Source organism: Ligilactobacillus sp. Marseille-Q7487, assembly GCF_949152225.1.
Taxonomy (GTDB): Bacteria; Bacillota; Bacilli; order Lactobacillales; family Lactobacillaceae; genus Ligilactobacillus.
In genome coordinates this window covers 1407382-1428477 of the sequence record NZ_CASCJC010000001.1, presented here as the reverse complement: position 1 = coordinate 1428477, position 21096 = coordinate 1407382, and the positions used below count along the sequence as shown (strand labels likewise).

General features: G+C 34.7%; 22 protein-coding genes and 2 pseudogenes. 22 read left to right on the top strand and 2 right to left on the bottom strand.

Annotated features, from left to right (window positions below; all coding sequences use genetic code 11):
* Window positions 1-304 precede the first annotated feature (304 nt).
* From QM017_RS07140 to QM017_RS07105, 8 genes and pseudogenes are all read left to right on the top strand, one after another.
* Entirely contained in the window at window positions 305-3073 is a 2769-nt protein-coding gene (locus QM017_RS07140; RefSeq protein WP_282709574.1) for a YhgE/Pip domain-containing protein, read from the top strand.
* 249 nt (window positions 3074-3322) lie between these two features.
* Entirely contained in the window at window positions 3323-4093 is a 771-nt protein-coding gene (locus tag QM017_RS07135; RefSeq protein WP_282709278.1) for an AzlC family ABC transporter permease, read from the top strand.
* Window positions 4094-4098: 5 nt separating this feature from the next.
* Complete coding sequence (locus QM017_RS07130) at window positions 4099-4440, top strand: AzlD domain-containing protein (protein ID WP_282709277.1); 342 nt, start codon at window positions 4099-4101, stop codon at window positions 4438-4440.
* Between the two features lie 116 nt (window positions 4441-4556).
* The gene (locus QM017_RS07125) at window positions 4557-5237 is read left to right on the top strand and encodes a hypothetical protein (RefSeq protein WP_282709276.1); all 681 of its coding nucleotides are present in this window, start codon (window positions 4557-4559) and stop codon (window positions 5235-5237) included.
* Between the two features lie 180 nt (window positions 5238-5417).
* Window positions 5418-6098 (top strand): annotated as a pseudogene (locus QM017_RS07120) (ABC transporter ATP-binding protein).
* Complete coding sequence (locus tag QM017_RS07115) at window positions 6099-6245, top strand: hypothetical protein (RefSeq protein ID WP_282709275.1); 147 nt, start codon at window positions 6099-6101, stop codon at window positions 6243-6245. It abuts the pseudogene before it with no gap.
* Window positions 6246-6253: 8 nt separating this feature from the next.
* Window positions 6254-6397, top strand: a complete 144-nt coding sequence (locus tag QM017_RS07110; RefSeq protein ID WP_282709273.1) for a hypothetical protein — start codon at window positions 6254-6256, stop codon at window positions 6395-6397.
* A gap of 132 nt (window positions 6398-6529) precedes the next feature.
* Window positions 6530-7366: an FtsX-like permease family protein gene (locus tag QM017_RS07105; protein ID WP_282709573.1), complete on the top strand. Its 837-nt coding sequence runs from the start codon at window positions 6530-6532 to the stop codon at window positions 7364-7366.
* Here QM017_RS07105 and QM017_RS07100 read toward each other — a convergent pair.
* Window positions 7334-7960, bottom strand: a complete 627-nt coding sequence (locus tag QM017_RS07100; RefSeq protein WP_282709272.1) for a phosphatase PAP2 family protein — start codon at window positions 7958-7960, stop codon at window positions 7334-7336. The genes QM017_RS07105 and QM017_RS07100 overlap by 33 nt on opposite strands.
* Window positions 7961-8013: 53 nt before the next feature.
* Here QM017_RS07100 and QM017_RS07095 point away from each other — a divergent pair, with 53 nt between their 5' ends.
* The 11 genes and pseudogenes from QM017_RS07095 to QM017_RS07045 all read left to right on the top strand — a co-directional run bounded on the left by QM017_RS07095 (window position 8014) and on the right by QM017_RS07045 (window position 16324).
* Complete coding sequence (locus QM017_RS07095; protein ID WP_282709271.1) at window positions 8014-8388, top strand: GntR family transcriptional regulator; 375 nt, start codon at window positions 8014-8016, stop codon at window positions 8386-8388.
* Window positions 8381-9242 (top strand): annotated as a pseudogene (locus QM017_RS07090) (ATP-binding cassette domain-containing protein). The gene QM017_RS07095 and the pseudogene QM017_RS07090 overlap by 8 nt, the downstream one beginning before the upstream one ends.
* A gap of 13 nt (window positions 9243-9255) precedes the next feature.
* Window positions 9256-10041 carry a hypothetical protein gene (locus QM017_RS07085; RefSeq protein ID WP_282709270.1) on the top strand — a complete coding sequence of 262 codons (786 nt, stop codon included), beginning with the start codon at window positions 9256-9258 and terminating at the stop codon, window positions 10039-10041.
* Between the two features lie 32 nt (window positions 10042-10073).
* Window positions 10074-10268, top strand: a complete 195-nt coding sequence (locus QM017_RS07080; protein WP_282709269.1) for a hypothetical protein — start codon at window positions 10074-10076, stop codon at window positions 10266-10268.
* Between the two features lie 82 nt (window positions 10269-10350).
* Window positions 10351-11223, top strand: coding sequence for an RluA family pseudouridine synthase (locus tag QM017_RS07075; protein ID WP_282709268.1), 873 nt, complete (start codon window positions 10351-10353; stop codon window positions 11221-11223).
* 135 nt (window positions 11224-11358) lie between these two features.
* The gene (locus QM017_RS07070) at window positions 11359-12009 is read left to right on the top strand and encodes a metal-dependent transcriptional regulator (RefSeq protein WP_282709267.1); all 651 of its coding nucleotides are present in this window, start codon (window positions 11359-11361) and stop codon (window positions 12007-12009) included.
* Between the two features lie 171 nt (window positions 12010-12180).
* Entirely contained in the window at window positions 12181-12381 is a 201-nt protein-coding gene (locus QM017_RS07065) for a cold-shock protein (protein ID WP_282709266.1), read from the top strand.
* Between the two features lie 143 nt (window positions 12382-12524).
* Window positions 12525-13700: an MFS transporter gene (locus tag QM017_RS07060; RefSeq protein WP_282709265.1), complete on the top strand. Its 1176-nt coding sequence runs from the start codon at window positions 12525-12527 to the stop codon at window positions 13698-13700.
* A 29-nt stretch (window positions 13701-13729) separates the two neighbouring features.
* Window positions 13730-14482 carry a threonine/serine exporter family protein gene (locus tag QM017_RS07055; protein ID WP_282709264.1) on the top strand — a complete coding sequence of 251 codons (753 nt, stop codon included), beginning with the start codon at window positions 13730-13732 and terminating at the stop codon, window positions 14480-14482.
* A gap of 13 nt (window positions 14483-14495) precedes the next feature.
* Window positions 14496-14936 (top strand): threonine/serine exporter family protein, encoded by a 441-nt coding sequence (locus QM017_RS07050; RefSeq protein WP_282709263.1) that lies wholly within the window; start codon window positions 14496-14498, stop codon window positions 14934-14936.
* A 119-nt stretch (window positions 14937-15055) separates the two neighbouring features.
* Window positions 15056-16324: an ABC transporter permease gene (locus QM017_RS07045; RefSeq protein WP_282709262.1), complete on the top strand. Its 1269-nt coding sequence runs from the start codon at window positions 15056-15058 to the stop codon at window positions 16322-16324.
* 65 nt (window positions 16325-16389) lie between these two features.
* On the opposite strand, the gene QM017_RS07040 is transcribed toward QM017_RS07045, so the two are convergent.
* Entirely contained in the window at window positions 16390-17427 is a 1038-nt protein-coding gene (locus QM017_RS07040; protein WP_282709261.1) for an LCP family protein, read from the bottom strand.
* A 254-nt stretch (window positions 17428-17681) separates the two neighbouring features.
* Between QM017_RS07040 and QM017_RS07035 the strand changes: the two genes are divergently transcribed.
* The 3 genes from QM017_RS07035 to alsS all read left to right on the top strand — a co-directional run bounded on the left by QM017_RS07035 (window position 17682) and on the right by alsS (window position 21087).
* Window positions 17682-18434: a DUF805 domain-containing protein gene (locus tag QM017_RS07035; RefSeq protein WP_282709260.1), complete on the top strand. Its 753-nt coding sequence runs from the start codon at window positions 17682-17684 to the stop codon at window positions 18432-18434.
* 168 nt (window positions 18435-18602) lie between these two features.
* On the top strand, window positions 18603-19145 hold the full coding sequence (locus QM017_RS07030; protein ID WP_282709259.1) for an Rrf2 family transcriptional regulator: 543 nt from the start codon (window positions 18603-18605) through the stop codon (window positions 19143-19145).
* A gap of 253 nt (window positions 19146-19398) precedes the next feature.
* Entirely contained in the window at window positions 19399-21087 is a 1689-nt protein-coding gene (gene alsS / locus QM017_RS07025; RefSeq protein WP_282709258.1) for an acetolactate synthase AlsS, read from the top strand.
* Window positions 21088-21096 lie beyond the last annotated feature (9 nt).

The following is a 21096-nucleotide window of genomic DNA, read 5'->3' as shown; positions in this document are numbered from 1 at the left end:
TGCCAGTAAGGAGATCTTTTTGTTTGAAGGATTTAGCATATTAAATTAAAAGTCTTATTGTTAAGTAAGAACATCTAAGTTTAACACTATCAAAGTTACTTAATGTTTTGGAAAAATTTATTTTTCAAGTAAGCGATTTCTTGTTTGAAAGGTCAATCATAGCTTATGAAATCAAATGAAATTGCGCGACATATTTTAAAAATTGTCGCGTTTTATGAGTTGTTATTTGTGGATATTGAGTGTATATTATAGATTATAAAAGTAGACAATGGCTATTGAAGATAGGGAGGAAATAGTCTTGAATATGATTAAGGAAGAATTTAGAAATATTAAAAATCATAAGATTCTGATTGCAACAATCATCGGAATCATGTTTATTCCATTTCTTTATTCCGTCTTCTTCTTGAAGTCAGTTTGGGATCCATACGGAAATACACAATATTTACCTGTTGCAGTTGTCAATAAAGATAAGAGCGTATACTATCAAGGTAAGAAATTTGCCGTTGGGGCTGAATTGGTTAAAGAATTAAAGAAAAATAACGACTTAGATTGGAATTTTGTGTCAGCTAAAAAAGCACAATATGGTTTGAGTCACAAAAAATATTACATGGTATTAACTATTCCAAAAGATTTCTCTAAAAACGCAACAACCGTTTTAGAAAAAAATCCTAAGAAAATGGAATTGACCTATAACACAAATGACTCGTTAAACTATATTGGACAAGTTATCAGTCAAGAAGGTGCCAAGCAAATCAAGGCTCAAGTACGTGAAAATGTAACGACAGCCTATGCAAATACGATGTTTGCAACTATCAAAAAAGTGGGCAAAGGCTTTAATCAAGCTGCAGATGGTGCTAAACAATTAAGTGATGGTACAGTAACGTTAAGTGATGGTTTAAATGTTTATACAGCAGGTGTTAGCGCGGTTAACGACGGGGTGGTTAAACTTAAGACAGGCGTAACCCCGTTAGCAAGTGGCGTTTTACAACTAACTAATGGTTCAGATGCCTTAGCCAGTGGGTTAGGGCAATTAAATGCTAATTCACAAAAATTAACTTCTGGCGCAAGTCAATTACAAGCAGGTATTGATCAATTAAACCAAGTCGCAACTAGCCAACAAGTTAAAGATATGTTAGCACAATTGCCAGGTTTATTGGATAAAGCCGGTAATTTAAGTCAAACAGCCCAACAATATTTGACACCACAAAACATTCAAAGTCTACAAATATTGTTAAATGCAGGCCAAGTTTTAGGTAAAGTTGATGCTAATCAATTACAATCAACTTTACAAGCTTTAGAAACACTTAAACAAGATCCAGCTATCCAACAATTACTTCAAATCGATGAAGCTCAACTTAATGATTTACAAAATAAAGTAACAGTTATTGCTAGCTTATTAGAACAAGTTTCAGGCTTGCAAAATAGTTTAACCCAAGCTTTAAATGCATTTAAAGCAACGATTATTCCAACGATTATCCAAAACGGGCAAACTTTAACACAAGAACAAGTAGTGACCTTATTACAAGGCTTAAACGATCCAACTCAGGCACAAAAATTTGTGATGGGCTTAGCTTCTGGCCAAATTACAGTTACTTCAGATAGTGCTTTTGGGGCTTCTATTAATTCTGTTTTACGCCAAGTCAAAGAAGGAAATATTGCGCAAGATAAGTTTCCAACTGTGATTGCCGATGTTATGAATGGACAAGCTCAAGTTTTACAAAAACAATTAATGCTTTATACCGGTGTAAAACAAACAATTGATCCAATTTTGGCAACATTGCAAAGTAACTTTAAACCAGAAGATTTACAAAAATTACAAGCACAAATCAAGCTTTTACAAGCTGTTTTATCTAAGAAACAAGATTTATTGAATATCTTAAATACGATTAAAGGCTTTAACTTGAGTCAACAAGATTTACAAACATTATTAACAGCTCAAAAAGTAGTTGCAAGCCCAGAAATGCAAGCACAAATTAAGCAATTGCAAAGTCAAATGGGCAATCTACAAAACATTCAATCTCAGATTGTTAAATACAGCCAAATGTTGCCACAAATTAAGGCTCAAGCTCAACAAATTCAACAATTACCAAATGGAGTGCAACAATTGTTTGCTGGTTCAAGTCAATTAAGCAGTGGACTTAACACTTATACAGCAGGTGTGGGTAGTGCATACAATGGTTCAACACAATTAGCTAGTGGTTTGAATACTTTAAATGCACAAGTACCAACTTTAACTAGTGGTATTACTCAATTAGCTGATGGTACACAACAATTAGTAGATAACTCAGGTAAACTTGTCGATGGTGCTTTGCAACTTAAAGATGGTAACAAGACATTAGCCGACAGCCTTAAAGATGGGGCTAAGACAGTTAATGGCATTAAGTTAACTAACAAGAATGCGGAAATGTTTGCCGCACCAACTAACTTAAAACACAAAAACTACAGTAAAGTACAAAACTATGGTTATGCTTTAGCACCATACATGCTTTCTGTTGCTTTATATGTTGGGGCATTAGTCTTTAACTTGGTTTACCCATTACGTCGCTTGTCTACACCAGATGGTACAGCTACACAATGGTTTGCAAGTAAGATTGCGATCGGTGGTTTAGTTGCTATTGGTAATGCATTAGTTGAAATGTTATTGATGATGGCAGTTGGTTTACATCCACAACATTTAGGTAGCTTCTTAATCAATGGAATTAGCTTCTCATTAACAGCAATGTATTTGATTATGTTCTTATCAATGGCATTAGGCAACCCAGGTCGTTTCTTAGGTATGATTTTCTTGGTAATCCAATTAGGTTCTTGTGGTGGTTCGTTCCCAATTGAAATCACCAAAGGAATGGATGGGTTCTTCCAAGCAATCAATCCATACTTGCCAATGACTTACTCGGTTTATGGCTTCCGTCAAGCTTTAAACTCAGGCTTAGGAGCAAGTCAAATTACAACTTCTGTCTTGGTACAAGTTGTTTATATTGTAATTTGTTTGGTACTCTTATGGATTGTAATGAGTGCTTTAAGAAGCAAGATGACTTATGTAGAATCTTTAGAAAATGTTGAAGCAGATCAATAAAAATAATAGATTTACAAGCTAAGAATTACTAAGTACCCTCTTTACTGGATAATTTCAGTAAGGAGGGTATTTTTGTTTTAAAATAAGCAATTTAGTTGAGCAACTTTGATAAAATAAGGCAGATAGTTAGCGATATCTTACAGAAAAAATTATCATCGGCTAAAAAAAGATGAACAATTGTTTAAGAGCTATGCTATAATCGAAAATGGAGACGTTTTAGAGATTAATTGATAGTGGGGGAAACATGTCGTGGAAGAAAATAAGTCACGTTGGGTAATGGTGTTCCAGATTGCCTTACCACTGTGCTTGAGCTATGTACCGATTGGTTTAGCATGTGGAATTTTACTACATGCAGCTGGTTTTAACGCTTTATTAACCACTTTAGTATCGTTGTTGGTGTTTTCAGGTGGTGCACAATTTATGATTGCATCGATGTTGGCAACTAATGCACCGATGCATACAATTTTATTAATGCTATTTTTCCTAGAATTGCGTTATGCACTTTTAGGATCTAGTTTGTCTCAATATATGCGAGGGACAAGCAAGAAATTTTTGTACTTCTTTGCTGCGTCTTTAAACGATGAAAATTATGCCGTTAACTATTTAAAATTTGCTACGGATAAAACATGGACACCTAAAGATGCATTACAAGTTGAGCATTGGTCATTGCTTTTTTGGACCGGAGCTAATTTGATTGGTAGTTTAATTGGCGGTTTGATTTCAATTAATTTAGCGATTGTAGATTATGCTTTGACGGCCCTATTCTTATATATGGTTATTATGCAAGTCAAAAACAAGTTAACGATTGTTATCAGTCTTATTGCAGGCTGTTTGGCAGCCTTTTTCATGGTTGTTTTAAAAGGCACTATGGGCTTGGTTGTGGCTACGTTGTTGGCATCTTTAGTTGGTTTTGCGATTGAAGATTATCTTGTAAGACATGGAAAGACAAACAGTTTTTGGCTCCGGCGCATTAAACCGGCAGCTAGTCGTAAAGTAATTAGTAGAAAATCAGAGGAATAAAGACGATGCAGATGACTTCTTTTAATCACTTCATTTTAATTATTTTATCGATGTGCGTGGCCTATATTCCACGTTTCATCCCGTTACGGATTTTTTCGACACGTAAGATTCCTGAATGGTTCAATGAATGGATGAAATATGTGCCAGTTTCGCTTTTTACAGCCCTAGTTGTTAAAGATGTTTTTATGGATACAACAAACTATACTTTTGTAGGACTAGATCATGTAGCTAAGATTTTAGCTTCGTTAATCGTAATTGTTGTAGCTTATCGTTCACGTTCGATGGGCTTGTCAGTTGTGATTGGTCTAGTGGCTGTAGCGATTTTATCAATGTTTGTAATTTTATAAGTAAAAGATGGTGTATGCCATCTTTTTTAGTATGTAAAATTTTTTTGAAAGTAAACAATCTTTTATAGATTAATGTTATAATTACAAGAAAGTAAGAAAAACTGAGTGGTGAGAAGATGAAACGTTGGCTAGGATGGGTCATAATAACTTGTGTGATTGCGATAGTTTTTGTTGGTTTTGGTGTGACTAAGTCAATTGAAACTAAACGAGAATTTAACAGTGCGCTACAACAAACTAAAAAAGAAGTTAAAAAAGAAAAATACGCACAAGCTCAGGCAATTTTAGAAGATGCTTTGCGTAGAAACCAAAACAATCCACAAGGAAATGAATATCTACAACAAGTTCAGCTTTATCGTAGTGCCTTAGATAATATTGCGCAAAAAAACTACCAGCAAGCTAAAGAACAGATGAGTCAAGTGGCACAATTTGATGAAGGCTTCTTGGTTTTGATTCGACGTGCTTCACAGCAACAAGCCGAATTAAAAGAAGTTATCAAGGAACTTGCGATTTTTAATAAGGCCTATACTAAAGCTAAGCAGTTAACTAAATCTTCGCAATATACTGCTTCTAATACCAAACTTGCAGTTATTTTGGATTATGGAAGCATCAATAAGTCTTATTATGATGAAATTCGTATTAAGGCTAAAAAACTTCAAGCTAAAAATAATAAGATTTTAAAGAGTTTAGGTTATACTGTCGATGAAGAAAATAAACCGACAGATGATGAAATAAAAGCGGCTAAACAACAATTAACCAAACAAGGTGTAGATGTAACGAAGTTGACGACTAAAGATTGACAAGCGGTGTTAAAATTAGCCAAATAAAAGAAATTGTCGTTAAAAGAAGCCTATGAAAGTTATCACGATAAAGAAGAGTCTTCCAAGTGAAGGCTTTTTTTATGCTTAAAGGTCGCACGAAAAATGCGTTGGTGATGTAGTTAATTACATAAGTAACTAACTGATTAAGGGGGATGAAGAATGGAAGTTTTAAAAGCCAAGCAAGTAACACGCACATATGGTGCAGGAAATACATTGTTTACCGTTTTAAAAGGAATTGATTTAACCATTGATAAGGGCCAAAGCGTAACAATCATAGGTAAGAGTGGTTCAAGTAAATCAACTTTGATGCATATTTTAGCGTTACTTGATCGACCAACAAGCGGACAAGTTTTATTAGCACAACAAGATACTGCTAAGTTAACCAATAAAGAATTGAATTCATTGCGTAATAAAACCTTTGGCTTTGTTTTTCAATAATTTTTCTTAAATCCAAAAGAAACGGTTTTAGAGAACGTGATGTTACCGTTGAAAATAGCTAAAATTACAGGTAAAAAACGAAAGCAAATGGCACTAGAAGCATTAAGAGATGTTGAAATGGAGGATAAGGCTAAAAATAAAGCCAGCGATTTATCGAGGGGACAAAAGCAAAAAGTTTGCATCGCGCGTGCGCTAGTTAACCAACCAGAAATTATTTTTGCTGATGAGCCCACAGGAAATCTTGATTCTAAAACGGGCCAAAAAGTAGAAGAACTATTGTTTAAACTTAATCGCCAAAAAAATATCACTTTAATAATCGTGACACATGATTCTGAGCTGGCACAGAAATGTCAACGCCAAATTCAAATTAAAGATGGCTTGGTAGTTGAGGAGGAAAACTAGATGAAAATTACGGATATTTTAGCAACAGCTAGTACCAATTTATGGCGTAATAAAGGCCGAAGCATTTTGACGATTATTGCGATTTTCGTTGGCTCTGTGACAATTTCATTAACATTAGGAGTTAAAGCAGTGTCAATGATTATGTAGAAAAACAATTGGTTAATGCAGGCGGAAAAGATACGGTAACCATTAGTAAGATATTACAAGCTAATACAAAAAAGGTTGCAGGAGTTCCTGAATATGATGAAAATCAAAGTAGTGCAACACTCGGTAAAATAACGGCTAAAGATGTTGAGTAATTAAAAAAGACATCCGCTTTAAAGGATGTCCAACCGCTAGAAAGTTTTAGTATCGAATATATCACAACGAAAGGTGCTAAAAGATTTACCCTTGACGCGCAAAATGTGTTGAGTAGTTCGCAAGTGGATTTAATGTTAGGGCGACAACCTAAGAAAACGACGGATGCCTTAGAAATCGTGTTGCCTAAAGATTATGTTAAAGCTTTAGGATTTAAAAATGCGCAAGCTGCTTTAAATAAGCAAGTTGATTTAGCTGCTAAACAACAAGTTAGTGGTGAAATTCAAACGATACCAGTTAAAATTGTCGGTATTCGTAATAAGAGTTTGATTCAATCAAACGTAGCTATTGTTAGTGTTGGAACGGTTAAAGCTATTAAAGCGATTAATGAAACTAATTTACCGGATAATCTTAAAGCAAATTACTATATTGTAACTGCACGCTTGCGAAATAAACATGTTGATGTTACAGACTTAAAGCAAAAATTAAGTGCTAAGGGATATGATTTAACGACAATTGAAGATCAGATTAATTCTGTCAAAGAGCTTGTCAGTGCAACTACTGGAGTTTTAACGTTGTTTGGAGCGATTGCTTTACTAGCAGCAAGCTTTGGAATTATCAATACGCTTTACATGGCAGTTAAGGAACGCACCCGAGAAATTGGTTTGATGAAAGCCATGGGGATGAGTAGTTCTAAATTATTCTTAAGTTTTAGTACAGAAGCATTGCTATTAGGCTTTTGGGGCTCATTTTTGGGCGTTATGGGAGCATTTATAAGCAGTTTTGTAATTAATAATGTAGCGGTTAAATCTTTTCTAACTGGGTTAGATGGTTTTACTTTAATACAAATTACGTTAAAGGATAGTTTGCTTATCATTTTGATTATCATGATGATAGCCTTTTTAGCAGGAACGTTGCCAGCTTTGCGCGCAGCTAAATTAAACCCGATTGCAGCTTTGCGCTATGAATAAGCGAATAGCCAAAAAGAGATTCCATAAAAAACCAAACAATAAGACACTTGCTAAGGTGTCGCTAAAATAATGAACACGTAAAAAGACACGGCTAAAAGCAATAAACAAGACAAAGCCACCTGCTAAGAGATAGCAGGTTTGTTTTAAGTAACGATGTTTGAAATGGCTAAACAAGAAATAACAGGCCAAAACCGCTAAGCTAACAGCTGCAAAGGTGTGTCCACTAGGAAAACTAAAACCGCCGATTTCTACAAGTTTATTAGCCGGACGCGCACGCTGAATTAAAGGCTTACTTTGGCCACAGATAAAGTTTAAGATGCCTAGTAACACTATACAAGTGCTAGCGTTAACAAAGCCCGTTTTAAACCAGATGACGCCTGCTAAAACAAAACCTAAAACACTGGTGGCTTGATAACTAGCTAGGTTAGTTAAGACCTTAATAAGCGCAAAACTAGTCGGATTTAAGAGTAAACCAGTTAGTTTTTGTGCTAACTGATCACAAACTAATAGCCAAGGATTGGCGCTTTTAACTAGATAAAGTAATATTAAAAAGAAAATTAAAAATAGTAATGCATTACGAATGTATTTAGACATTAAATCACCTCAAGATTATTGTACCAGATAGCTAACTGAGGGAGGAAAAAGAGATGCGCTTTAATTTTAATAGCACAGAGCCATTATATTTACAAGTGGCAAATCAAATAGAAGAGGCGATCTTTACGCAAGTGTTTCGTGAAAATGAGCAAATTCCTTCGACAACAGAAATTTCACAAAACTTTCATATCAATCCAGCAACCATTTTAAAGGGAATGAATATATTGGTAGATGCCAATCTACTTGAAAAACGGCGTGGCTTAGGGATGTTTGTTAAACCCGGCGCATATGAACTTTTGTTGCACAAAAGACAAGAAGCCTTTTATCAAGAATATGTTGTCAAACTTATTAAAGAAGCTAAGAAATTAAATATGAAACCAGAAGAGATTAGTGCTTTGATTGTTAGGGGGATAAAAGAAGATGAGTGAAATAGTAGTAAAAAATCTTAGTCAAAATTTTGGAAAGAAAACAGTGTTAAATCAAATTAATTTAACAATAACCGAAGGAAAAATCTATGGATTGTTAGGAAACAATGGCGCAGGAAAAAGCACATTATTAAATTTGCTTAGCACGCGTTTATTGCTTAAAGAAGGAGAAATTTTATTAGATGGACAACCCATCATGAATAATGATGAACTATTAGGGCAGATTTATTTGATGAGTGAACGAGATTTTTATGCAAAAAGCCAAAAATTAAGCAAAATTTTGCGGGATACTGCCTTATTTTATGGTGATTTTGATTTTGAATATGCAGCTAAATTAGCTCGAGCTTTTAAAGTCGATTTAAAACAAATGTATGGTAAGCTATTAACCGGTTATCGTTCGATTTTTAAGTTAATCATTGCATTGTGTGTACCGGCCAAATTTATCTTTTTAGACGAGCCAGTCTTAGGCTTAGATGCGAGTCATCGGGAACTGTTTTATAAAGAATTGTTGGAAAGCTATATAAACAAGCCACGGACATTTGTGATTTCAACGCACTTAATTGAAGAAATTGCTGCTAGCTTAGAGTTTAGATAATTCAAAAATTTTACTTGATGAAGATGTTGAAGATGTTTTAAAACAAGCTTATCTGATTACTGGACCTAAAGACGAAGTAGATGCCTATACGCAAGGTTTAAATGTAATTGGAAAAGAGAATTTAGGTAATTTACAAGAAAGCTATGTTTATGGTGCCTTAGATGAGCAACGCATCTTACCTGATTTAGTCAATATTGAGCACGTTGATTTGCAAAGACTATTTATATATTTAACTAGTCCAAGTAATCCAAATGTTTTATAAGAGGTGCAAGCAAATGAAAAATAAAAGAAATGTTGTCATAAAACATCTATTCAGTGTGTGGATGTTATTTTATGGTATATTGGCTTTGGTACCTATGGTGATGAATATTGTTTGGAATTTGAACGATCTCACTAATTTACACAATTTTGCTTTTCATTTATTTGATATTTCATTTAAGTTTATCGGAACTCTTACTATCATTATTATTAGTGTCGGTAATCAACGAAAGTTTACTTATTTGATACAAAATTCAATTTCGCGCAAGACTTTTTGGCAAGCTAAAAGTATAACCTTAATTCTTGTTAGCCTTTTGATAGCCGTTTTTAATACGTTGATTTACAATTTGATTCAAAAGCCTTTAGGAATTATCATGGTCGATAATTACGACGATTTTTATGGTCATTTATTTGTCCATGCTTGGCAAAATCAGCTTTTAAGCGTAGGGCTTGATTTTTTGGATTTGCTTAGTTTAGGTGCGGTAGTGATGATGTTAGCAGTTTGTTTTGCATTATGCAGTCGCACAGTTAAGATTATATTAGTCATTTTAGTGATCAGCGGACCTTTTTCTTGGGGACTCTTAGGCATTAATTTAATGACGTCCGCTATTAAACAAGAGACTTTAGTAGCATCGCTAAGAGTTTTACAAAATGCCTATAGTTTTGTCTTTGGTTATAGTCCAAATGTTGCTTTGGGACATTATAATCCAACAATGCTCTTTATTATTTTAATTCTTTTAAGTATAATTAGTATAGGACTTAGTTATTTTGCGTTTTTGCGCTTGCAAATTCGCAACACATAATTAAGTTTAAGAGTATGTGAGGTGAAGAAGGCATGGATAGGTTACCGAAAAGAAATTATGCCGAGATGCTTGCCTTGCTAGCAGGGATTATTTTGTATTGTTTTGGTCCTGATGTGATCGAGCAATTAATCAAGGAAGGTTATGTGGGTTTAAAGATCTTATTGTTTTTATTGATCTTTGTGATGTTGGGGGACATCTTGGCCATGATTTATTGGCGTGAAAAATAACTTAGATAACTGTAAAGAGTAGTTTTTAAGTCTTGCTTTTAGGCAAGACTTTTTTAGCAAGGAAACTTGAAAGGATTAATGAATGAAATTTGTGTGGCAAAATGATAGCGAACAAACGCTAAATTTAAAAAATTTTTTAAAACAACACGGGGTCAGTGGACGCTTGTTGAGCAAATTACGCAATGGTCAAGGGGCGCTTTTGCTTGATGACCAAAAGGTAACTTTAAATGCTAAAGTTTTAGCCAGACAAAAGGTAACTTTGCAATTACCAGCAGAACCTGATAAACCAGAAGTGTTAGTCAGTCACGAACCAGTCAAAATTGTTTACGAAGATCAAAATTGGTTAGTAGTTGATAAACCAGCAGGATTGACGAGTGTACCTGGCCCAAGCAATCAAGCAGATACCTTGGTTAATCGCGTCAAAGGCTACTTACTTAGACAAAAAGCTGAAAATATTAATCCACATATTATCACCCGACTAGATCGTTATACGAGTGGATTGGTGTTATTTGCTAAAAATACTTTTGCCCAAAGTTTGATTAATCAAAAAGATGGATGGCAATGCCTAGATAAACGGTATTTAGCTTTGGTTAGCGGTCAAATCAAGCAAACACATGGTATAATTGAGTTACCTTTAGGAAAAAAAGAAGGCGAAATTAAGCGCCAAGTCATGCGAGCTGGACAAGATGCTAAAACCGAGTATTGGTGCAAACAGCATCTTAAAGATGGTGCGCTTTTAGAAATTAAGTTGCATACCGGACGTACCCATCAAATTCGTGCACATTTTAGTCATTTAGGTCATCCGCTATTAGGCGATGAGCTTTATGGTGGGTCTTTGATGTTAAAGCGACAGGCCTTGCATGCTTATCAATTGACCTTTAAAGATCCATTAACAGGTCAAAAACATGTTTTTATAAGTCCGTTGCCAGATGATATGCAATTATTTTTACAATAAATTTTTAGAACGTAAGCGATTTTACTGTGCTTGCATTTTTGAAATTTTGGAATTATAATTAAATTATTTTAGGGATGCCTAACAAAAAGATTAATTGTTTTTTTAGAGAGCAAAGAGACAAACGAGGTGAAAAAAGTGACACCAAAAAAAGAAGATTATCTCAAGATTATTTTTGAATTAGGTGGTAGAAAACGGAAAGTTTCAAATAAACAAATAGCTTTGAGTCTAAATGTTGCGGCTGGTTCGGTAACTGAAATGGTTAGCAAGTTGGTTAAAGAAAAGCTAGTCGAGCATACGCCTTATGCAGGTATCTCATTGACTAAACAAGGGGTCAAAGTGGCTGAAGAATTAGTTAGACGCCATCGCTTGTGGGAAACCTTCCTTGTTTCTAAGCTCAATTATAAATTACAAGATGTTCATGATGACGCAGAAGTCTTAGAACATGTGACTAGTGATACTTTGATGGATCATTTAGAAGAATTTTTAGGCCATCCAACACATTGTCCACATGGTGGAGTAATCCCAGATAAGGCAGGTAATTATCAAGAAGATAGTTATCAAGTCTTGGCGGATGCTAAAGAAGGTAGCGTTGTAATTGTTGATCGTTTCATCGACAATCATGATTTATTGACCTACTTAGATGATATTCAATTAAATATCGGTGATGAATTAACGGTTTTAAAACATGCGCCATTTGAAGGTCCAATTTCGTTTAAATTAAACAAAGATGGTAGTCGATCAAGCATTGGTTATAAAGCTGCACATTATGTTTTTGTTAAGGAATAGTTACGATAAGGCATATTACTGTTAAACAAAATAAGGCTATGCTATAATCATAAGTGTATTTTTGTTTCGGTTATTGTGGACAGAACGTTTCTTAACTTTCCCCAGAATGCGCCATTCAGAACTACAACAATTTTTATTTGCCACAAAGGCGTATCAAGGAGGATTCCAATTATGGAACAAGGAACAGTAAAATGGTTTAACGCAGACAAAGGTTTTGGCTTTATTACACGTGAAGACGGTAGTGATGTATTCGTGCACTTCTCTGCTATTCAAGGTGAAGGTTACAAGACTTTAGAAGAAGGTCAAAGCGTAACGTTTGACATTGAAGAAACAGATCGTGGACCTCAAGCATCTAACGTTAACAAAGCTTAAGCGTCTGTTAATTAAGTAATAAAAGACCGCAACTGGTAGCAGTTAGCGGTCTTTTATTTTTATTAAAATGAATACTTTGTTTTAGTTAATTGTAATAGTATAATTAGCATAGCTAAATATGGTTAAAGAGGGTGGAATTTAAAATGGCAAAAACAAAAGAGCTTCAATTAAAGTGGCTTTTGTTAGGAAACTTTATTGTATCGGTCGGGACCAGTTTTATGTGGCCGCTGACGACTGTATATATGCATGATTATCTAGGAAAAAGCTTGACAACTGCAGGGATAGTGCTGTTTTTTAATTCATTATCTTTAATTATTGGAAGTTATATTGGTGGGTATATTTATGATCATTATGATGCACGCAAATTCTTATTGGCATCGTTAGCACTTGCGAGCTTGTCAGTTTTTATGTTGATTTTTTTCAATGGATGGCCAGCTTATCCGATATTTTTAATTCTTGATAATTTTGGTGGCGGAATTGCTAGCACGATTGTCAATTCACTTGCTACTGCAGTTAAAGGCAAAGATGCTAGATACATTTTTAATATGATGTATTTTATGGCTAACATTGGTGTGGTGATTGGCACTCTTTTGGTAGGCTATGTAGTAGATATCAATATTGAACTAATTTTTATTATTAATTTTTCATTGTATGTAGTCTTTTTAATTTTAGCTTTTTATCATTATTTTGTGCCACAACATGTCTTTGAAGGTCGCAAAAATCCAACTGCTAAAGAAGGGCTAAAGACTTCTAAAAAGCATATTATCGTAATTTTCACGATTTTAGCACTTTATGTAGCTGTTGGTTTGGGTTATTCACAATGGCAATCAAATCTTTCTGTTTATATGCGTGAGTTAGGGATAGCATTGCATAAATACAGTTTCTTATGGACAATCAATGGAATTATCATTGTCACAGCACAGCCTATCATCAGTTGGTGTGATGATCATTTTAATGTCAATATTTGGCATAAATTATATTTTGGTGGTGGAATGTTTGCTGTTGCATTTGCTTCTTTAATAATTGCCAAAGATTATCCACATTTTGTTTTATCAATGTGTTTAGTGACCTTAGCTGAAGTCTTTACTTTCCCAACGATTCCAGCAATTGTTGATGATTTGAGCAGTGTCGGTGAAAAAGGGCGCTATCAAGGCTTTGTCAGGATAGCATCTTCTTGTGGTAGTGCAGTAGGACCTTTAATTGGGGGCTTGATTATTGATAGTTTTTCTTATACAGTGTTGTTTATGGTGATGGCAAGTTTTATATTTTTAACGGTCATAGGTATCTTAGTTGCAGTTAAAACTAATTTGCGCAGCTAAATTTTTAATGAAAGGAAATAGTTTAGGGAATGGAACAAACAAAAGAAGATTTAGCAATTGCCGCTGTGATGCTGGCTGGAAAGCTGATGATAGAAAATGGAGCAGATATGGCACGGGTTGATGATGCTTTGTATCGGATTGCTAGAAACGCTGGCATCAGTGACCCTAAAATTTTTGAAACAACTACGGGAATCATGATGTCGATTCCTTCTTCGCATAATGCACAGGTTCAGCCTATTCAGCGCCGTTTTGGAATTGATTTAGAAAAGATTGCTCGTGTTAATGATGCTTCGCGTGCTTTTCAAGCTCAAAAAATTACTTTGGCTGAACTTTATAGTAGATTACAAGCTATCGATGAAAAAGTTCCTTTTTTTGCTTTTAGATGGCAAGTTTTAGGGGCTGCTTTAGTTAGTAGCACTTTGCAAGTTTTATATGGGGGTAGTTGGTTTGATTTTTTACCAACTTTTGTAATTGGAGCGGTAGGCTATGCAGTTTATTATTGGGTTAATATCAAGCTTAAATTAAAGTTTGTTAGTGAATTTTTAGGTTCAGTAGTCTTGGCATTTATGGCTTTGTTAGCTGTTAAGTATCATTTAGGGATAAATGCAGATATGATTGTGATTGGAGCCATTATGCCCCTTGTTCCGGGAGTACCTTTGACAAATGCAGTACGAGATATTTTAGCCGGACATATTTTGAGTGGGATTGCGCGTGCAACCGAGGCCTTTTTATCGGCTTGTGCGATTAGTATGGGTGTTGGAATTATCTTGCGCTTTTGGTGATGGAGGATAAACGATGCAAATTTTGATTAACATAGTTTTTAGTTATCTATCTGCCGTGGGCTTTGGGGTGATTTTAAATGTCCCACGTAAGGCGTTAAATGGCTGTGGTTGCGTGGGAGTATTAGGTTGGCTGATTTATAAGTTTATGATGAATCAACACGCAGGAATGGTGTTAAGCAATTTGACGGCAGCCTTAGCAATTGGTTTAAGTTCGATGTTTATTGCCCGATTTAAGAAAATGCCCATGATTTTATTTAATATTCCTAGCTTGGTTCCATTGGTTCCAGGAGGACAAGCGTATCGGGCTGTACGTAATTTTGCTTTTGGTAATAACAGTGAAGCCATCGTTTATTTAGTACAAGTAGTGTTGATTGCAGGTTCCATTGCGATGGGCTTTTTCTTAGCAGAACTGGTTTCACGCGTATATTTTAAATTTAGAAATAAAACTGAGTAAGATAACGACTAGCTTAAGGCTGGTCGTTTTTTGATGTTTATCCTAACTTTGGTCAAATATAATTCATACTTTTTAGTTAAAATTATCCTAGCGGTTATTGGCAAAAAAGGAGGGTGCGGATGAAAAAGTTACTCAAGCCAACAGCAAAACTAGTATTCTTCTTAGTTGCGTTTTTAGTGGGAATGGCTGGTCTAAGTATTTATCAAACAGCAAATTTACTGGAAAAAACAGTTAAGCAAAAAGCTAAAACAAGTGTGATCCTAACGACACCAGCAATTAAGTCTTTGCAACAAAAAAATGATACTAAGCTTGATTTTAGTGGAATCTCTGGTAAGGTTATTACTCAATTAGCTCAGCTTAAGCAAGTGAAAAGTTATAATAAATACAGCTCGACTACCGCTCAAGGCCTTAATTTTACAATTGCTTCTGCACCAGATGACGAATTGGATTTTATGTTAGATAATCCAGATATCACGTTGACCGGAGTGTTACATACTAGTCAGATCAATCAATTTGTGACACGAAATTATAAAATTATCGAAGGTCGTGGTCTTAAGCCCAGTGATAATTTAAAACAAAATGCAGTTATCGAACGTAATTTAGCCCATAAAAATAATTTACATGTGGGAGATAGTCTAAAGATTTCCAAACAGCAAAAAACGTATAAATTAAAGATTATTGGAATTTATCAAGCACAAGAGGGATTTTATGGTTTTGGTGTTAGTCTAAACGGTGTAAAACAAGAACCGGCTAATACAATTTATGTTTCATATAATCTAGCTAATCAATTAAAAGGCAATAACCAATCGGCTGATTTAGCAACTTTTGAGTTGAAAGATTTTTCCTCTAGATTAAGCTTTATCAAACAAGCTAAAAAAGTCATCGCAGATACCAACTATTTACTTCAAACAAACGATGCATTGTATCAAGCAGTTATTCAAAAATTTAGCAACATCAAAATATTAGCTGTAATAATTGTTGTTTTTTCACTCATATTACTTGTAGTTGGATTGGTATCATTTGCTACAAGAGGCGTTTTTTTAGCAACACCTAAGGCTAGTTTTAGATGTTTTTGGAAAAAGAATGGACTGTTATTATTTTTAGCGGCAATCATGGCAGGAATCGGTGATTTTTTAGTCGGTACTTTAATTTGCGAAACTTTGTTAAACTTAAGTAGTAAAATATATCATTTCTTAGATAATCAACGCTTATTATTCTTAGACAAACAAAATTTTCCTTTAGAAATAAATCATTTAATGGTTATAAATGATATTTCACAGTTAAAAGACTTAACATTGTTAGTTTTTTTAAGTTTATTTTTAGCATGTATCGTTATTTTGTTTAGCCGCTTGGTACTTAAACATAAAAGTTTGCACCGCGATAATTGAAAATTTGACAACTAAAAAGGCCATGAAACAACTTCAATTTAGGTTGTTTCATGGCCTTTTAATTATTATTTAGAATCAATGTGATTTGAAGAAGATAACGTACTTCCAGTTTGGGCAGGACTAAGCTCGAGGGCTTTACGTAATAAATCTGTAATACGTTGTTTTTCTTCCGTTGTAGGAATTTCAAATGATTGTCCAGCAACAGTTTTAGTTTCGCCTTGTAAATGATCAGAAGTCATACCATGAGTGGCTACACGATATTTTGTTCCTAATGCAACTAATTCGTTAAAGGTTAAGTCAGTCGTCATTTGTTTAGAAATTGTATCTAAGAAATTATCGCTTAATAAACTAGTAAGCTTGGTTGATTTGAAAGCCAACTGAATTAAGACTTGGCGTTGGCGTTCTTGACGACCATAATCGCCTAAAGGATCATCATAACGCATCCGTACATAAGCTAAGGCGCGTTTACCATTCATATGCGTTTTTTCACCTTTAGTAAAACTTTGTCCATCATAAGAAAATGTTAAAGTTGGTTCAATATCAACACCGCCAACTGCATTGATTAGACTTTCTAAGCCTCCCATGTTGATAGTTGCGTAAAAGTCGATTGGTACGTTCAAATATTTTTGGACTGTTTTAACAGCAGCTGCTGAACCACCATATTCATATGCCGAGTTGATTTTACTTGGGAAATAGTCTTCATGACCATAAACAGCAACTTCGGCATCACGTGGTAAACTGACGACAGTCATCATCTTTTTTTGTGGATTAAGAACAGCTACGATCATAGTATCTGTCCGCCCTTTAAATGTTCGTCCTAATGCACCTGTATCTGTTCCCATTAACAATAAGCAGACTGGTTTACCTTTTTTTAAAGTTGCACTAACATCACGTGCTTTTTGAATATTGCTAGAATTATAGATTGAATCAGCTGCCTTATGAGCTGCACGATAACGTTTAAAACCATAATGAATGCCAAAGCCAATTAGACAAACACAAAATAATAATCCCCAAAAAAAACAAGTACGTTTGATTTTATTTTTTTTGCAAGAAGATTGAGCTCTATTAGAACGTTTATGTTGTTCATCTGGTAAATTATTCATAGAATAGTTATCCTTTCGCAATTAATTAGTATCATTGGTTATGATAAACTTAACGACTAAAAGATGCAACGTTAACAAAATGAAAATAAGATTTTTTTAACGAAATAGTGGTTAATGTTATAAATTATACACTTGAGTTAGTCTCAAATAAAGGATAGATTGGATAATAAAAATGTAGTGAGCTTTACAATCTAATACTTATTAAATGAAGTTCATGTTATAATTATGTGGAAAACATAGGAGGATGGTGTAAGATGTATTGCCAAAAATGTGGACACGAAGTTAAGCTAACAGACACAAGTTGTGCTTTTTGTGGGACTTTAGCTAGTTTAATGAACACAGAAACTAAAGAATGTAAGCAATGTCAAAAACAAATTCCAGTCAATGCTAACTACTGTATTTATTGTGGCCATGATCAAGCTCAGTTAAAATGGCAATCAAAGCCACAACAAGACATTGAAGATAAACAACAAATGCAAACAAATACTACGCAAGATTGGTTTAGTAATTTTCAAGATGAGCAAGAAGAGCTAAAACAGTTATTTACGCAATATAAACCAAAAAGTATAGAAAATTTGCCCAAAAACGAATCACGCAAACCTGGCTTAATCACATCGACTAAATTGATGTTGCGCGATTGGTTGACCATCAATAAGCGCATGGGACTTGGCGATTTTTGGTGGGGATATGCAGGATTATGGTGTTTAACCATCCTATTTAGTGTTTGTTTAGGGGCTATTGTTTATTTATTGCCAAGTAATATTAATCAAGATTTGGTATTACGAGTAGTTGTTTTTTTGGGAATGTGTTGGGCGTTATTATTTTATTTCATCAATTTTACCGCATTGATTCGACGTTATCATGATGCAGAATTACCTGCAATTTTATGTGTGTTAATGTTTGTACCGTTTTTAGGTGAATTAGTATCGTTATTGTTGGCAATGCGACCACAAAAAAATGAATTCGGCTGGTATAGTTTTGAAGATCCATTTAAAAGACGGCGCTAAAATAAGTAAGATGTTATGTCTTGCTTATTTTTTTAGGCTAAATTTAGCTAATTTAACCAATTTAAAGATAGCATTTATTTAAAATTTAATGTATAATATCTAATGTAGATATTAAATGTCCATAAAGGTGTTTGAGTATTATTTTTTGTGAAAGGATGTGGCAATGTCATGCAACTGACAAAAGGTTTAGAGCAAGCAGCTTGCATTATGGCGTTACTAGCAACACAAGAACAAAACGTGCCCATCTCATCGCATGTTATTCATGATCGTTTAAGCGGTTCACAAACATATTTGCGTAAGATTATGCGGAAGTTAGTTGTTAGTGGCTTGGTCAAATCTGTGTCTGGAAATAACGGGGGCTTTAGTTTAGCGGTTGATCCAAAAGAAATCACCTTACTGCAAGTGGTTCAAGCAACTGAAGGAGATGTTAGTACATTTCCTAATTTAGGTTTTATTAATAAGGTTTTTCAAGATTTCGAACCGATTGCTTCTAAAGCTGAAGTTGTTTTAAATACAGCTTTTGCACAAGCTGATCAGCGTTGGGCACAGTATTTAGATGATGTGACGGTAGCACAGTTATTGTGGGAAGTATTTGAGGTTAAAGATTTTCCACGTGTTAACTGGAATGATCCAAACTTAAAGATTGATCAATATTTGTTAGCCAAGTTTAAAGGAATAACATTTGAGATTGACCAAAATGAAAATAAATAGTGAAAAAAGCGGAAGTAAGCTTTCGCTTTTTTTATGATAAAATAATGAAAACGTTTCAAATTAGTCGTTATTCGTTGCACAAATTCACAAAGTTTTAAAACGATAATCCTTAAAATTACGACTTTTTTTACTTTAAAAATATTAAGTTTTTCACAAAAGAAAATAATACTAGTTTTTTGATTTTATGCGTGCTAACATGAAAAAGTAAGTTTTTTGCAATGTTTTTCAAAAAAGGAACATAAGGAGAAATAAAATGACTAAAGATGATAAAGAAAAGTACTATGGCGCAGATGCCATTGTCGATAGTTTGATTAATCATGATGTTAAATATGTTTTCGGTATTCCAGGTGCTAAGATTGATCGTGTTTTCGAACGTTTAGAATATCCTAATAATCCTAAAGCACCTAAGTTTATTTTGACACGCCATGAACAAAATGCTGCTTTTATGGCTGCTGGGATTGGACGTATCACAGGCAAACCTGGGGTTGTAATTGCAACTTCTGGTCCGGGAGCTTCTAACTTAGCAACAGGTTTAGTAACGGCTACTGCTGAAGGCGATCCTGTTTTGGCAATTGCAGGTCAAGTTCAACGAACAGACTTGTTGCGTTTGACACACCAAAGTATGGATAATGCATCGTTGTTTGCTCCTATTACTAAATACAGTGCTGAAGTTCAAGAACCAGAAAACATTTCTGAAGTAATCGCTAATGCTTTCCAAGAAGCTCAAGCATCCAAGCAAGGAGCAAGTTTTGTGTCCGTGCCACAAGACGTGACTGACTCAGAAGTTAAGACAGAAGTAATCGCACCGTTAGTTGATCCTAAATTAGGACCAGCTAGTCCGGTTGAATCGACTTTATTGGCACAACGTATTAAAGAAGCTAAATTGCCTGTTTTACTTTTAGGTATGCGAGCTTCAGATCCAGAAACGACAAAAGCAATTCGCAACTTGATTGCTGAAACACATTTACCAGTCGTAGAAACATTTCAAGGAGCAGGTATCATTCCACGTGAATTAGAAGCTGATTTCTTTGGACGTGTAGGTTTATTTAGAAACCAACCAGGGGATAAATTACTTAAGAAGAGTGACTTAGTAATCGCTATTGGCTATGATCCAATCGAATATGAACCACGTAACTGGAATGCAGGTCGCGATGCACATATTGTAGTAATTGATTCAATGCGTGCAGAAATCGATAAGAACTTCCAACCAGAACGTGAATTAGTTGGTGACATTTCTCAAACACTTGATTTCTTATTGCCTTACATGAAAGGTTATAGTTTATCTGATGATTCTAAAAAATACTTGGATATGTTGCGTGAACAATTGATGTTGCGTGATGAACCACCTGCAATCAAAGATGATCAAGTGTACACTCATCCATTAAGCATCATTCAAGCTTTACAAGATCGTGTGACAGATGAAATGACTGTAACAGTTGACGTTGGTAGTTTTTATATTTGGATGGCACGTCATTTTCGTTCATACCAACCACGTCATTTACTCTTTAGTAATGGGATGCAAACTTTAGGGGTAGCGTTGCCTTGGGCTATTTCAGCTGCGTTAGTTCGTCCAAACACAAAGATTGTCTCAGTTTCTGGCGATGGTGGCTTCCTCTTTTCTGCCCAAGATTTAGAAACAGCGGTACGCTTGAACCTTGATATTGTGCATATTATTTGGAACGATGGTAACTATGATATGGTTAAGTTCCAAGAAGAAATGAAATATGGCAAATCCGCTGCTGTTAAATTTGGCTCGGTTGATTTTGTGAAGTATGCTGAAAGCTTTGGTGCGACTGGTTTACGTGTTGAAAAGAGCAAAGATTTAGAGAAAGTTTTAGATCAAGCTTTTGCAACTAAAGGTCCTGTGATCGTTGATATTCCAGTTGACTACAGCTACAATCAAGAATTAGGTAAGCAAATCTTAGAAGATCAATTACACTAATAAGCAGGT